Genomic DNA, 15486 nt, shown 5'->3' with positions numbered 1-15486 from the left:
TTATAGTGAAAAAAACGAATGCAATGCGACTCTTAGATAAGCACAAGGTAACGTATGATGTACGCGCATTTGAAGTGAGTGAGGCACATATGGATGGGGAAATGGTGTCATCAAAAATCGGTGTGCCCCCTCACCAAGTTTTTAAAACACTAGTCTTAGAAAATGAGAAGCGCGACCATTTTGTTTGTGTCATCCCTGTGAGTGCGCAACTCGATTTAAAATATGCAGCGCAACAATTTCGTCAAAAGAAATTACAATTAATGCCTCTTGATGATTTAAAACGTGTAACGGGTTATATTCGTGGAGGGTGCTCGCCTTTAGGAATGAAGCGATTGTTTCCGACAATTATCGATCTTACAGCATTTTCACAAGATGTCATATATGTTAGTGGGGGTCAACGTGGCGTCCAAATAGGCGTTGCGCCAAAGACGCTCGCAACCATTGTAAATGCACAATGTGCACACATTTCAATCGCAAATAATTGAGTAATAATTTGACACATGTAGTGGTTTCGCAATGAAATCGCCCAACATGTGTCATTTTTATATCATTTTATGATTGTTTATGATTGTTTGTGAAAGAAAATGATTGATTTTTGGAAACGCATTCATTATACTGTAAGAGAAATGAGGTGGAGGCATGTTAACTGAAAAACGTCATGAGATGATTATTGCTGCACTTACACAACATCACTTTTTATCATTACAACATTTAATGGAGTACACAGGGTGTAGCGCGTCTACCATTCGTCGGGATTTAACGAAGCTACAAGATGAAGGTGTTTTAATTCGTGTTCATGGTGGGGCTAAACTGAGTCAAGTACAACATGAACTTGCATTAGATACAAAGCGAACGCAACATATTGATGAAAAAATACACATTGCTAAACAAGCAGCATCAATGATTAAAGATGGCGATAGTATTTATATTGATGCAGGTTCTACAACGTTAGAGATGATTGCGTATATTGATGCGCAAGATGTGACTGTAGTCACTAATGGTCTACCTCATGTCGATGCACTGATTAAAAAAGGTTTGCGTCCAATAGTTGTCGGAGGAACAATTAAAACGACAACAATGGCAGTTGTAGGTGTAAGAGCCGCCGACAGCTTAAAGCATTATTCATTTAATAAAGTTTTTTTAGGTATCAATGGCATTGATTGTGATGCAGGGTTCACTACACCTGATGAACAAGAAGCATTAATGAAAGAAAATGCGATGAAACAAGGGTTACAGACATATATTCTCGCTGATGCATCTAAATTTCATCAAAGTTACTTTGCACGAATTTATACGCAAGACGAACCAATTATTATCACGTCCCAAAAGGCGATGGATACGATTGATCTCAATCGTTTTAAAGCCAAATATGAATTTTTAGGAGGAGCAGAATGATATATACAGTGACTTTGAACCCATCAATTGATTATATTGTCTTTCTAGACGACTACCACACTGGTAAATTAAATCGTTCAACCGCAACGGCTAAATTTGCAGGTGGCAAAGGGATTAATGTATCAAGAGTTTTAAATACACTCAACGTTCCTTCCGTTGCGTTAGGGTTTATTGGTGGATTTCCAGGCCGATTTGTTCAAACACAATTAGAAACGTCAGGTATTCCAACGCAGTTTACTGAGGTAGATGAAGATACACGCATTAATATCAAGCTGAAAAGTGACGATGAGACAGAAATTAATGCGCCTGGTCCACATATAACACAACACCATTTTCAAGATTTACTTAATCGTATCGCTCAAACAACAGAAAACGATATCGTTGTTTTAGCCGGCAGTGTGCCAAGTAGCTTGCCGCAATCAACGTATGCGGAGATTGCTAAAGTTGTAGAACAAACAGGAGCAAGACTTGTTGTAGATGCTGAAAAAGGATTGATGGAAGGAATATTACCGTATCATCCTTTACTTATTAAACCAAATCAACATGAACTTGAAGAGATGTTTCATACACAAATCACTACTGATCAAGAAGTGATTCACTATGCTACAAAACTTCTTCATAAAGGTGCACAAACCGTGCTCGTTTCACTTGGAGGAGACGGTGCGATTTATGTTGATCAACACTGTGCATATAAAATATTAGCGCCGAAAGGGACCGTGGTGAATACGGTAGGTGCTGGGGATAGTACGGTTGCAGGTATGCTTGCAGGTTTATCATTATCACTTTCAATCGAAGCGCAATTAGAACTGGCTATCGCAGCAGGCTCAGCGACCGCATTCAACGATGATTTGGCAGAACGTGAAGCAATACAATCATTACAATCAAGCGTGTCAGTGACACCATTAAATAAGGAGGGGTAACATGAGAATTACAGAGTTACTCACGAAAGAAACCATTGCGATGGACTTAACAGCAACAGATAAAAAGAGTGCGATTAAGGAACTTGCATCGCAACTCGACAAGGCTGGAAAATTAAATGATGTCTCAGCATTTATTGAAGGGATTGAAAATCGCGAACGTCAAAGTTCAACTGGAATTGGAGAAGGTATTGCGATACCTCACGCTAAAGTTGCAGCTGTAGCACAACCGGCCATTGCATTTGGTAAATCGAAAGCGGGTATCGATTATGACAGTTTAGATATGCAGCCCGCACATTTATTCTTTATGATTGCAGCACCAGAAACAGGCGCACAAACACATTTGGATGCATTGGCAAAATTGTCAGGTATTTTAATGGATGAGGCAGTTCGTGCCCGTTTGTTAGACGCAACTACGCCTGAAGAAGTGTTGGCGATTATTAATGAAGCAGATGATGAAGCAACAGATGAAAATAGTGATATTCAAGAAACAGTGGCACCCTCAAACAATGACGAACCTTATGTTTTAGCGGTGACAGCTTGTCCAACAGGTATCGCGCACACATTTATGGCACGCGATGCATTGAAGAAACAGGCAGATCAAATGGGCGTTAAAATGAAAGTTGAAACGAACGGTGCAGGTGGTATTAAAAATAAATTAACTGATGAAGATATTGCGCGTGCAACTGGAATCATTGTTGCTGCCGATGTTCACGTGGAAATGAATCGTTTTGATGGTAAAAATGTCGTTCAAGTTCCAGTAGCAGATGGCATTAAGCGTCCTGAAGCGTTGATTCAAAGCGCCATGGATTCAAATAGAAAACCTTTCGTAGCAGAAGGGCGTCATGACAACTCTGAGTCAAAAGAAGAAAAATTAGGAATAGGTAAAACGATTTATAAACATTTAATGAATGGTGTTTCAAATATGTTACCGCTTGTCATCGCGGGTGGTATATTAATGGCTATTGTATTTATGATCGGACCAAACGCGTTTGATCCAAAAAGCTCGGACTATCATCCATTTGCGGCAACGTTATGGGAAATAGGGAATAAAAGTGCCTTTGCCCTTATTGTACCTATTTTAGCTGGATACATTGCACGAAGTATCGCAGATAAACCAGGTTTTGCTGCTGGTTTAGTGGGTGGTATGTTAGCTGTGACAGGTGGTTCTGGATTTATCGGTGGGATTATTGCCGGTTTCTTAGCAGGTTATTTAACGCAAGGGATTAAAGCATTAACGAAAAATTTCCCACCGATGTTAGAAGGTTTAAAACCGACATTAATTTATCCGATTTTCTCCGTTCTTATTACAGGCTTATTAATGATTTATGTATTTAATACGCCTGCAGCATGGTTAAATGAAGCACTTCAAAATGGACTTAACGGACTCTCAGGTTCTAACATTGTTATTTTAGGTATTGTAATTGGCGCGATGATGGCTATCGATATGGGTGGTCCATTCAATAAAGCAGCATATGTCTTTAGTACGGCTGCGTTAACAGCAGGAAACGCTGCACCGATTACTGCAGCCATGGTTGGCGGTATGGTACCACCTATCGCAATTGCCTTTGCCATGATTATCTTTAAAAGAAAATTCACGAGAGCACAACGTGGCTCTATTATTCCGAACTTTGTGATGGGCGCATCATTTATTACTGAAGGTGCGATTCCATTTGCTGCAGCAGATCCGTTACGTGTGATCCCATCCATGATGTTTGGCTCAGGTATTGCCGGTGGATTAGCATTATTATTTGGTTCACGTATTCAAGCACCACATGGTGGTTTAGTTGTTATTTTCGGCACAGATATCAGTCATGCGCTATTTACAATCATAGCAATCTTAATCGGTGCGCTCGTAAGTGCTGTGCTTTATGGTATGTTAAAAAAGAATACTGAGACAGTTCAAGCTACGAAATAAATATCACATTTGCATGATAGTATCACAATTTAGTAGTTAAGACACGAAGTTTGACATTACATTCAACCTCCAAGGCTCATGGATATGACACTTGGGGGTTTTTTATCTTTAGATCACATATTTTTATAGTTACGTGTTCATTTTTTACCTGAAAAACAATATTTTAAAATCGATAAAACCCAACACAATCTTCACTTGAATTAGGTTGTCAGGGTGAGTATTTATAGTATAATTTCACTAAGAATTATGCTATGATAAAATTAATATTTTTGCGTCTGGAGGGAGCTCAATGGGAAGGATTTAACATCAAGAACGGCACTAGCACAACGAATTAAATTTTTGATGTCATCGCCTTACATGAGCGATGCAAAATAACGGAGGTGAATCCCTTTCTATAAGGGAACTAATTGGATAGTACGACCATATTATATTTAACAATATTTGTAGCATTAATTGCATTAACCACAGTATTCGTGGGTTCGGAGTTTGCGTTAGTAAAAGTGCGTGCTTCACGTGTGGAACAACTCATTGCTGAAGGTAACGGCAATGCAAGAGTTGTGAAAAAAATGATTTCAAATCTAGACTATTATTTATCTGCATGTCAATTGGGTATTACAGTGACGTCGCTTGGATTAGGATGGTTAGGTGAACCTTTATTTGAACGTATTTTACATCCTGTCATCGAATTATTACATTTACCGAATGCATTAGTCGCAACCATCTCGATTGTGACAGCATTTATCATCGTAACCTATATCCATGTGGTCGTCGGAGAACTTGCACCTAAAACACTCGCAATTCAGTATACAGAAAATATTGCGTTATTGTATGCGCGTCCACTTTACATTTTTGGTTTAATCATGAAACCATTAATTTGGCTAATGAATGGTTCTGCACGCTTGATTATTCGTTTATTCGGTGCAGACCCTAATGCAGGTAACGAAGCGATGTCTGAAGAAGAACTAAAAATCATTATGAATAATAGTTATCATGGTGGCGAAATCAACCAAACAGAACTTGCATATATGCAAAATATATTTTCATTTGATGAACGTCATGCTAAAGATATTATGGTACCGAGAACACAAATGATCACATTAAATGAACCGTTTAATGTTGATGAATTACTCGAAACGATAAAAGAACATCAATTTACACGTTATCCAATTACTGAAGATGGAGATAAAGACCATATTAAAGGGTTTATCAATGTAAAGGAATTTTTAACAGAATATGCTTCGGGCACACCGATTAAAATAGGGAACTATATTCATGAGTTGCCGATGATTTCAGAGACGACAAGAATTAGCGATGCATTGATACGAATGCAACGTGAACATGTTCATATCAGTTTAATCATTGATGAGTATGGCGGTACAGCTGGGATATTAACTATGGAAGATATCCTTGAAGAAATTGTAGGCGAAATTAGAGATGAATTTGATGATGATGAAGTCAATGATATTGTCAAATTGGATGACAACACATATCAAATTAATGGACGTGTATTATTACGTGATCTTGAAGAAGAATATGGAATAGCGTTTGAAGATTCAGATGATATTGATACTATCGGTGGTTGGTTACAATCTCAAAATACAGAGCTTGAACAAGACGACTATATTGATACGCAATATGATCGATGGATTGTTTCCGAAATTGAAAACCATCAAATTATCAGTGTATTATTACGTTATGAATGTCATGAAGAGCGTCATCGCATTGGTGATGAAGACGACGAGACACTAGAAAACGCTCAAGATAAATAATAAAAAAACGGACATGTTTGCTTATCTATATGATGTATAAGTAAGTGTCCGTTTTCTTTTCTTAATGCTCTAAGCGAATGTAATATAAAAATGGTTGAATCATATCAAATGTTCACTTTTCGCTAGATGTCAGAGTACTTATATTGGTATAGTTAAAGGAAGAGTGACAACATTTTTTAGTTAAATATGTTAAAATATCAGCGCATTGTGATACGCAAACAGCGTTGATTGTTTTGTACGCTTATAAAAAAATAAAGTGGAGATAAGTAGGTGCACTATAATGAAATTGAGAGTCATCGTACCTTGTTATAACGAGACGGAAATAATAAAAGAAACCATTACTAAATTAACGTCAATTTTAGATGAAGCCTCTAAGTTAAAGTCATTTGATTATGATGTCTTGTTTGTTGATGATGGAAGTAAAGACAATACAATTGAAATTCTACAAAATGCTGCAGCGTCTAATGCTAAAGTAAAATATCTTTCTTTTAGTCGTAACTTCGGTAAAGAATCTGCCATGATTGCTGGATTTGAACATAGTACAGACTGTGATGCCGTGGTCATGATTGATGCCGATTTACAACATCCGCCTGAACTCATTCCTCAAATGGTCGATATGTATCGTGAAGGATACGACCAAGTGATCGCCAAACGTAATCGTGAAGGTGAAAATGCTCCTCGTAAATTCATGACACGTATTTACTACAAAATGATTAATTATTTTGTTGAAGAAATCCACTTAGAAGATGGTGTGGGTGATTTTAGATTACTCAGTCAGCGTGCGGTCCAATCACTTGTGAGTTTAAGTGAATATAATCGTTTTTCAAAAGGATTATTTGCATGGATTGGTTATAATACAAAAGTCATCACGTATAAAAATGTAGAACGTGAAGCTGGAGAATCAAAATGGTCTTTTGGTAGTCTACTGAATTACGCGATTGATGGTTTAATTTCATTTAATAATAAGCCTTTGCGTACGATGATTTATTTAGGTTTCATTATCTTTATGATGAGTATGCTTTATGTGGCGTATTTATTGTTTGATACCATTACACATGGTGTATCCGTACCAGGATATTTTACTATCATTGCAGCAGTATTATTTATCGGAGGCATTCAACTGATATCGATAGGGGTTATTGGTGAATATATCGGTCGCATCTATTACGAAGTGAAACGAAGACCCAAATATATCGTTCAAACTTCAAACCTACAACCTCCAAAAATGACACATGATCACGAATAATAGCAATGAAAAAAACTTTAAGTATCGGATATTATTCTATACTCAATAGGGATTGGGACGTAACAATCCTGTAAATCAACTTAGCCAATAAAATTCATTCTTTTTACGCTCCCTATAAAGTAGACACTTAAAAAGTGAAAACTTTATAGGGGCTTTTTATATGAGGAGAAGCATCGTCAATGAAAACTTTACTTTAATTGTTTCCTTTGCTGAAACTTTTGAGGTGATTCGACTAGAAAAGCGAGCGTTAGGAAGAGTCGAAATTGAAATGATTAATCACTCCACTCATAGTTGTATGAGATTTTAAGTATAAAGCGATGCATCGCTATCGTTTGCAATATGGAACATTACCAATGATATATGAATAAAAAAAGACAAACTTGCTTTTAGTAAGCAAAGTTTGTCATTAATCATCTTAAAAAATTTAAATTCTAGCGTTTTTTACCACGTAAAGCGCCTAAAATTAAAGAAATAAGTACGATAAGAATAATTGAACCAATTAAAGCTGGTAAAATGTATACGCCACCTAAAGATGGACCCCAATGACCAAGTAACGCTGTACCTAACGCTGAACCAACAAGACCAGCGATAATGTTACCAATAATACCACCAGGAATATCTTTACCTAGGATTGCACCGGCTGCCCAGCCGATAAGTCCACCTACGATTAACATTAAAATAAAGCCCATTTAAAAAACCTCCTTTATGCCTAAGCTATTGTCTTGATACATATACCACGTTTAAACAAAATCTAATCATCAATTTTTAAATTTTGTATAATTTTTCTAAAGTGATAAGGACAAAAAAGCAAAAATGGATGGTTAAAATGACATACCATTGCGGTGTCAATAAGGATAGGACGGTAAGTCCGAGTATCATAAAAAAAGTACCAATCCATAGAGGATTTTTAACTTTAATTCTTTTATAAAAGTTTTGAAAGTAAGGTGAATGAAAAGAACTCGAAAAAAACAAAATGCCCCCGAATATAAAAATGGTCGGTGCTGCAAATGGCACGGACATATAGTACGATTCATCACCAGTTTGGTAGGTAATTAATAATGTCATGCTTACCATAATTGTAAAAATCGCCAACAGAAATTTTTGTTTATACACTTTAAACGGTGTCTCTTGACGATCAACATAAAAATGAATGATGGTCCAAGCAATATACATGAACATTGCAGCTAAGGAGATAAAGGTAACTTTCCCTAATAGTATTTGATTTAAAAAACTATTGATTGCAATCGCTAACAATGCGCTACTAAATCTAAATGACTGAAATTGGTTTTTATATAAATCGAACATTAAAATAATGCCGACGACTACAATATTCAATATAACAAAAAGGACCATTGTATTCTCCTATCTTTTAGTTCATCTTTTCATTATAACAATAAGATGTTGAGATAGCATGTGAAATGGTCCTTTTTTATTTATTTAATTTCTTATAATTTATACGCCTTTTTTATTGCTCCATAGTAACGTATGTAGTTGAGGTAATACGAATACATTGTTCATTGACGGGTCTGTCATGACACGATCAATTAAAGTTTTATATCGAGCAAGTAATTTATCCGTATGATGGTCTACGTCAGTTTCTAAATAAGGATTACCAACTTGTAAATAAAATGGCAGGTGAGGATAACGGTGATGTATTGTCTGAGCGAAATGGTAATCGTCATCATTAAAAATAACAACTTTTAAGTTCATCGTTTCAGGTATACATTGGTCAATGACTGAATCTAAAATATCTAAATTTTGTTTCATACCTGAACTTGGTGGTTTTGGTGATACTGTTAAATCATTAATTTGACGCATCCAAGGTTGATATTTACTTCCTTGCGTTTCCAGTGCCGTTTGAATGTCTTGAGATTGAAATAAATCGACGAGTGCTTGAATGCCTTTAATTAAGGCGGGATTACCACCAGATATTGTCACATGATTAAATTGATTACCGCCAATGGCTTTAAGTTCATGTAAAATCGCTTCGGGTGTCATCATCCGAATTTCATCTTTTGCACTACCGTCCCATGTGAATTTAGAATCACACCAACTACATCTGAAATCACATCCAGCCGTTCGTACAAACATCGTTTTTCGTCCAATGACGCGGCCTTCACCTTGAATCGTAGGGCCAAATATTTCTAATACAGGTATTTTAACCATGTGGTGTCTCCTTCTTCTTTGGTCGGTAAACGACATAACTCGAAGGCGTTTCTCTTAAAAATACTTGTACACATTGCGGTTGATGTGGAAGGGTTGCTAAATGTGATGAGACAATACCGTAAATCGTTTCGGCAACAATTTCAGTAGAAGGCGACTTCCCTTTAAAAAGTGGTAAATCATTTAATAAATGATGATCGAATTGATCGTGTACCAATTGTTTTAACGTGCTGAAATTAACGAGAAATCCTAAATCATCGAGTACATCACCAGCAATAGTTAAATTCACAAAATACGTATGACCATGGACACGCTCGCATTTTCCAGCACGTTTATCACAAATGGCATGTGCTGCTGAAAAGTTAAAATCTTTATTCAGTTCATAAATATAATTGTGAGAGACTTGGGGATACATTTGATGTAGCATTATGATTGCACTCCTTTCTCGTTTAAATAGGCTTCTAAGCCTTTTTGTCTTAATAGACATGCAGGACATTCACCACATCCATCAGCAATCACACCGTTATAGCATGTTAAAGTTTGTGTTCGAATATAATCCAATGCGCCAAGTTCATCGCTTAAAGCCCAAGTTTCTTTTTTATTTAACCACATGAGTGGGGTGTGTATGACAAAGTCTTTATCCATAGCGAGATTCATCGTCACATTCATAGATTTTATAAATGCATCTCTACAATCTGGATAGCCAGAAAAGTCAGTTTCACATACACCAGTGATGATATGCTTTGCATTAATTTGATAGGCAAGTGCACCTGCAAAAGATAAGAAAAGTAGGTTACGTGCTGGAACAAAAGTGTTAGGCACACCATCCGTTGTATCTATCGTCATATCGTGAGAAGTTAATGCATTAGGTGAAAGTTGACTTAAAAGTGACATATCTAGAACGTGATGTTTCAATCCTTGTTCAGCCGCAATCTTTTTTGCGACTTCAATTTCTTGGGCATGGCGTTGTCCGTATTCAAAAGTGACAAGTTCAACTTCTTTAAAATGTGCTGTCGCATAAAAGAGGCAAGTGGTACTATCTTGACCTCCACTAAAAACGACAAGTGCTTTTTCATTTTGAAGCACGTCAGACATAAAAAACCGCTCCTTTTTAGAGAAGCTCCTATAAATGTTATCAACACAATTGAGTTTAGCATCGAAGTGGTTTTCTATCTTATTATACGCAGCGAATTTTAAACGTATATTAAAGGGGGAGACGTTGTATCATGTTTAAACTCATTGTAGTATATGAGAAGGGTGTGGACTTCAATCCAAGTTGCCTTCTCTCTTCGTCCATAAAAAAAGCCTGTCTTCTTATTTGAAAAGACAGACAGGACTAGACCAAATCATGTGATGATATCATTTCACATCACGAAAAGGTGTCTAGTTTTTTATAGAGGGTTAATTGCTAGGAACCTCTGTCTTTTAGTTACGTTCCATACTTTAATACATTTATTAAGAGAAAGCAAGATGAAAATTTGATAACCCCTTTGTCAATCACTCTCACATCTGTGATAATAGATTTATTATAGAAAAATGAGGCGAATTAACATGATAGTAATGATAGATAATAAAGATTCGTTTACATATAATGTTGTTGATTTAATATATCAAGCGACATCATGCCATGTTGAAGTTATTGATATTCATGATGTAAACATCGATACACTTCAACGCATGCAACCTGAAGCCATTGTGATTTCCCCTGGACCTGGCACTCCGAAAGATTATCCAATATTGTTTGATGTTTTAAAGCATTTTGAACAACAATGTCCCATACTCGGGGTATGCCTAGGATTTCAACTGATTGCAGCATTTTACGGGTGTCACATCATTAAAGCTCCTTGGCCTATCCATGGACATACAACAACGATGTATCACAATCAAAGTGATTTATATGAAGGGCTGCCTTCTCCGTTTAAGGTGATGCGTTACCACTCTTTAATGGTAGATATCGCAACATTGCATAATCCTTTAACGATAACAGCGAAAAATGACGACGGCATTGTGTTAGGTATTAAACATGATCATTTACCTATTTATGGGGTGCAATATCATCCCGAATCTATTTTGTCAGAATATGGCTGCACTCAAATGAACAACTTCTTTAGTAAGGTAGGTTTAAAACATGGTTGCCACATTTAATTTTCAATATTACGCTAACCCATATGAGACGGAACAATTACAGTACATATTTGACAACTGTTTTTATCATTCTATCGCTAGGGACCTCTCAGAAGTTGGAAATGTCATTAGCGAAGCTGAAACATATCAAAAAGCGGGATATTATGTTGTGATTTATTTACCCTACGAAGCCGCAAGTTACTATAACAACAATTTTAAAGTGAAAAAGCCAGAAGATGGGATTTATGCCGCTTGTTATGTCTATACCAACCCAGTACATGGTAAGTCTGACGTGACGAGAGATGTTCCAAACGCAATGAATTTCACCTTTACAGAAACAAAAACGCATATTCAAAATCAAATTAAACGTATTCATCAAGAAATCATAGAAGGTGAAACGTATCAAGTGAATTATACGACGCGATTAGAAGCATCTCAATCCATGACGATTCAATCATTATATGCGAAACTGACATCTAAAATGAATGGGCACTATACGGCTATGATAGATACTGAAGCGTTAAAAATTGCTTCTATTTCACCAGAATTATTTTTCCAAGTTGGACCTTTTCAAGACGCAACACGAACAATTGTTAGTAAACCTATGAAAGGAACAATGCCACGAGGAGCGACGCAACATGATGATTTACATAATGAAACCACATTACAGACCTCGCCAAAAGACCGTGCTGAGAATGTTATGATTGTAGATTTATTACGAAATGATATTACACGTATTGCGACGCCGGGTACAATTCGTGTGCCAAGGTTGTTTGATGTGGAACGCTACCCTACCGTTTTTCAAATGACATCAATGGTGACGGGAGATGTAGACGAGACAGTTACGTTAAATGATATGCTACGTGCGTTGTTTCCATGTGGCTCAATTACAGGTGCCCCTAAAGTGAATACGATGCGTATCATAGATGAATTAGAAGATGCACCTAGACATATTTACTGTGGGGCACTAGGCCTTTGCTTGCCTGATGGACGTGCTGTTTTTAACGTTCCAATACGTACGGTACAGTATGTTAATCAGAAAGCCATCTATGGGGTGGGTGCAGGAATAACAATTGATTCCGATGTTGATATGGAATATGCAGAGTTTAAGGATAAAACTAAAATATTAGAGGGATAAGCGATGGAGCTATTTGAAACGATGCGTTTAGAACAAGGTCATATTTTGCGAGAAGCGTACCACCGAAATCGTATTAAGCAAGCATGTACTGATTTGAACTTTGAATTTAATGAAGCGGCATGGTCCAAATGTATATACCGCTTTCAAGAAAAGTTTCAAGTCGGCACATATCGCGTTAAAATAATCGTCGATGATAAGGGGAGGATTCATGAAGCGTATGCCCCTTTACCCGACACCACTGTGATGTCAGCGCGCTTAAAAAAAGTGGCGCATTCGACACCAATGTGGCAAAGAATATATAAAACGACAGAACGCGACTATTTAAAACATACACATGAGACACAATTAATTTTACTTTATAATGACAATGAAAAAATTTTAGAATTTGATATTGGTAATGTCGTCGTTGAATATGAAGGGCTTTATTACACGCCACCTTATGAAAATGATTTTCTTCGTGGATGTATGCGCCAATCATTACTTGATGAAGGTCAAATAACAACAAAATTATTGGATATCCATTCATTAAAGCAATTTCTACATCAAGGTGGTAAACTATGGATGATAAACAGTTTGAGAGGTTGGGTACCTGTACAACTGAGTGACATTTAGAAGGTGAGCTGTGTGATACTTTTATATCTATTATGTATTATCAGTTTGTTGTGGTTAGGGCAATGGATGAATCATCAATTATTAAATCGACAATTAGAATGGCTTGCGTATCTGTGGCTTATATTAGTGCTCTGTATGCAAGGTGTTTTAATATACCATTTTGTAAAAGCGATTTTGAAATGGCTCATGTTTATTTTAAAGTTATTCTATAAATAATTACTGGAGTGAATATCATGAAGGTTTATAGCCAAGGCGATCAAGCGATTGTCGTTTCATTAAAAGGTGCACTGACACCCGAAGCGACAGAGCGTTTATTAGTGTTACGCCAATATTTATTGGAACAAAACTATCCATTTATTACGGAAATCGTTCCAACTGAAACAGACATGCTTATCTCATATGACGCAAGACAAATGATGAAACATTTAAATGTAACTTCGCCATTTTTACATATGAAATCTTTAATAGAAAAGATTGACTTAAGTCATAAAACTTGGGATGAAAAGCGTCATTGTATTAGAGTGCCCATCTATTATGGAGGAGAGTATGGTCCGGATTTTGACTCGATTTTAGAAGAGCTTGGTATTACACGTGAAACGTATATTCAACAGCATACTGCGCCCGAATATTTCGTATCTATGATGGGCTTTTCGCCAGGTTTTCCATATTTATCAGGATTACCAGAAGCACTTGCTGTTAATCATACAGCTAAAGAAAAACAATATATACCGGCTGGTTCTGTCATATTAGAGAATAAAAAATGTGGTATTACTACGACGGATACTTATGAAGATTGGCTCGTGATAGGCTATACACCTTTAAAACTCTTTGATGTTCATCGCGAGGATATGGTACTCATGTCAATTGGTGATCACGTTAAATTTTATGATGCCGAAGAAAGAGGTGGGGCACGATGACAATCATCATAGAAGAAGGCGGCTTATTTTCAAGCTTTCAAGATTTTGGACGTGTGGGATATGAACATTTAGGTGTCATTCGAAGTGGTGCGTTAGATGTGCTCGCACATGAAATCGCGAACCGACTAGTGGGGAATGATAAAAATGAAGCGACACTTGAAATGACGAATCAAATGGCACGTATTCGTTTTACAGAACCTACATTAATCGCGCTATCAGGCGCACAAGCTATTGCGCAAACACAAGATATGCGCGTCAAAATTAATACGTTATATTTAATGAATAAAGGCGATGTGTTGTCTTTTGATCATATCAAACGTGGTGCGCGTGTCTATATGGCTGTCGCAGGTGGCTATGAAGTAGATCAATGGCTAGGCTCCACTTCAACGGACATCATTTCTCAAATGGGTGGCTTCCATGGCCATACGTTAAAAGACGGTGACGAAATTCAAATGAAGCGTGATTATAATGAGCGTCATCATAAATTATTTGAAAACCTTGAAGTAACAAGACATACGGATTGGGGAGTTGATGGGTATGCACTCTCATTTAATTACCTTTCAGATGTCGTGCATGTTATTCCTAATAAAGGGACTGAGGACTTTGATGACAAGATTTTAACGCAATTTACCCGCGGTGAATATCGTGTGACAAGTAAAGCGAATCGTATGGGCATTGTTTTAGAAGGTGCACCCATTAAAGCGTATTATAAGGGGTTTCCACCACATCGTTCTGTAAAACGTGGCACGATTCAAGTAAAAAAAGATGGGTCACCTATCGTATTGTTAAATGATCATTACACTTTAGGAAGTTACCCTCAAATAGGTACTATTGCAACGTACCATCTCACGAAAATCGCCCAAAAAAGACAGGGCTCTAAAATTAAGTTCCAATTCATAGATGTTCTTCAAGCTGAACAAAACCTCGTTAAATATCACAAATGGATTAAACAGTTGTTCCATGGTATTGAATATCGTATGCAAAGTGAAATGTTAAAATAAATACTATAGTGTGAATAAGAGGAAAGGTAAAGGAAGGTCGCGCATACCATTTCTTTACCTTTTTATTTATAATTTAACAAATGAATCCCAAAGTGACGTCTATCTTTACAGTAATTAGAATGAAACGATGATGTTATAGGTTGCTATGGTTGCGTTTTAATTTTCTACAACTGTAGGCCGAGTACAAATCATACTATAGCCGTTATAATGAATGTTATTGAATAAATAGACACCATTGTTAAGGGGTTATGAACTACGTATAAATACAAGATGATTTTAATTTTGA

Annotated in this window: 17 protein-coding genes; 12 read left to right on the top strand and 5 right to left on the bottom strand. The window is 36.7% G+C overall.

The window, feature by feature from the left end:
* Positions 1-23: 23 nt before the first annotated feature.
* The 6 genes from ybaK (at position 24) to CD172_RS06905 (ending at position 7245) form a co-directional block, all read left to right on the top strand.
* On the top strand, positions 24-485 hold the full coding sequence (ybaK, locus tag CD172_RS06930) for a Cys-tRNA(Pro) deacylase (protein ID WP_103345929.1): 462 nt from the start codon (positions 24-26) through the stop codon (positions 483-485).
* Positions 486-639: 154 nt separating this feature from the next.
* Entirely contained in the window at positions 640-1395 is a 756-nt protein-coding gene (locus CD172_RS06925) for a DeoR/GlpR family DNA-binding transcription regulator (RefSeq protein WP_037566461.1), read from the top strand.
* The gene (gene pfkB / locus CD172_RS06920) at positions 1392-2315 is read left to right on the top strand and encodes a 1-phosphofructokinase (RefSeq protein WP_060552423.1); all 924 of its coding nucleotides are present in this window, start codon (positions 1392-1394) and stop codon (positions 2313-2315) included. Before CD172_RS06925 ends, pfkB begins: the two co-directional genes overlap by 4 nt.
* Before the next feature lies 1 nt (position 2316).
* Positions 2317-4230, top strand: coding sequence for a PTS fructose transporter subunit IIABC (locus CD172_RS06915; protein WP_103345898.1), 1914 nt, complete (start codon positions 2317-2319; stop codon positions 4228-4230).
* 407 nt (positions 4231-4637) lie between these two features.
* Positions 4638-5999, top strand: a complete 1362-nt coding sequence (locus CD172_RS06910) for a hemolysin family protein (protein ID WP_085622138.1) — start codon at positions 4638-4640, stop codon at positions 5997-5999.
* 280 nt (positions 6000-6279) lie between these two features.
* The gene (locus CD172_RS06905; RefSeq protein ID WP_103345897.1) at positions 6280-7245 is read left to right on the top strand and encodes a glycosyltransferase family 2 protein; all 966 of its coding nucleotides are present in this window, start codon (positions 6280-6282) and stop codon (positions 7243-7245) included.
* A 431-nt stretch (positions 7246-7676) separates the two neighbouring features.
* Here CD172_RS06905 and CD172_RS06900 read toward each other — a convergent pair whose 3' ends face one another.
* The 5 genes from CD172_RS06900 to queC form a co-directional block, all read right to left on the bottom strand.
* Positions 7677-7934, bottom strand: a complete 258-nt coding sequence (locus CD172_RS06900; protein ID WP_037566470.1) for a GlsB/YeaQ/YmgE family stress response membrane protein — start codon at positions 7932-7934, stop codon at positions 7677-7679.
* 76 nt (positions 7935-8010) lie between these two features.
* The gene (locus tag CD172_RS06895) at positions 8011-8598 is read right to left on the bottom strand and encodes a hypothetical protein (protein WP_103345896.1); all 588 of its coding nucleotides are present in this window, start codon (positions 8596-8598) and stop codon (positions 8011-8013) included.
* Positions 8599-8697: 99 nt separating this feature from the next.
* Positions 8698-9411, bottom strand: a complete 714-nt coding sequence (gene queE / locus CD172_RS06890) for a 7-carboxy-7-deazaguanine synthase QueE (RefSeq protein WP_103345895.1) — start codon at positions 9409-9411, stop codon at positions 8698-8700.
* Positions 9404-9835 (bottom strand): 6-carboxytetrahydropterin synthase QueD, encoded by a 432-nt coding sequence (gene queD, locus CD172_RS06885; protein ID WP_037566473.1) that lies wholly within the window; start codon positions 9833-9835, stop codon positions 9404-9406. The genes queE and queD overlap by 8 nt, the downstream gene beginning before the upstream one ends.
* A complete protein-coding gene (gene queC / locus CD172_RS06880) occupies positions 9835-10503 on the bottom strand; it encodes a 7-cyano-7-deazaguanine synthase QueC (RefSeq protein WP_103345894.1) in 669 nt (222 codons plus the stop codon). Before queC ends, queD begins: the two co-directional genes overlap by 1 nt.
* A 456-nt stretch (positions 10504-10959) precedes the next feature.
* Between queC and CD172_RS06875 the strand changes: the two genes are divergently transcribed.
* From CD172_RS06875 to CD172_RS06855, 6 genes are read left to right on the top strand one after another with little or no spacing between them, the layout of a single operon-like run.
* Entirely contained in the window at positions 10960-11553 is a 594-nt protein-coding gene (locus CD172_RS06875; RefSeq protein ID WP_103345893.1) for an anthranilate synthase component II, read from the top strand.
* The gene (gene pabB, locus CD172_RS06870) at positions 11537-12670 is read left to right on the top strand and encodes an aminodeoxychorismate synthase component I (protein ID WP_103345892.1); all 1134 of its coding nucleotides are present in this window, start codon (positions 11537-11539) and stop codon (positions 12668-12670) included. The genes CD172_RS06875 and pabB overlap by 17 nt, the downstream gene beginning before the upstream one ends.
* Before the next feature lie 3 nt (positions 12671-12673).
* Positions 12674-13282, top strand: a complete 609-nt coding sequence (locus CD172_RS06865) for an aminotransferase class IV (protein ID WP_103345891.1) — start codon at positions 12674-12676, stop codon at positions 13280-13282.
* Between the two features lie 12 nt (positions 13283-13294).
* On the top strand, positions 13295-13498 hold the full coding sequence (locus CD172_RS12610; protein ID WP_085622134.1) for a hypothetical protein: 204 nt from the start codon (positions 13295-13297) through the stop codon (positions 13496-13498).
* A gap of 17 nt (positions 13499-13515) precedes the next feature.
* Positions 13516-14199 carry a 5-oxoprolinase subunit B family protein gene (locus tag CD172_RS06860; protein ID WP_037566480.1) on the top strand — a complete coding sequence of 228 codons (684 nt, stop codon included), beginning with the start codon at positions 13516-13518 and terminating at the stop codon, positions 14197-14199.
* Positions 14196-15200: a 5-oxoprolinase subunit C family protein gene (locus CD172_RS06855; RefSeq protein WP_103345890.1), complete on the top strand. Its 1005-nt coding sequence runs from the start codon at positions 14196-14198 to the stop codon at positions 15198-15200. Before CD172_RS06860 ends, CD172_RS06855 begins: the two co-directional genes overlap by 4 nt.
* The last annotated feature ends 286 nt before the right edge of the window (positions 15201-15486 follow it).

This window comes from Staphylococcus agnetis, from assembly GCF_002901865.1.
Classification (GTDB): domain Bacteria; phylum Bacillota; class Bacilli; order Staphylococcales; family Staphylococcaceae; genus Staphylococcus; species Staphylococcus agnetis.
Note: the sequence above shows the minus strand (reverse complement) of the source record. Positions and strands in the feature narration are given on the sequence as shown.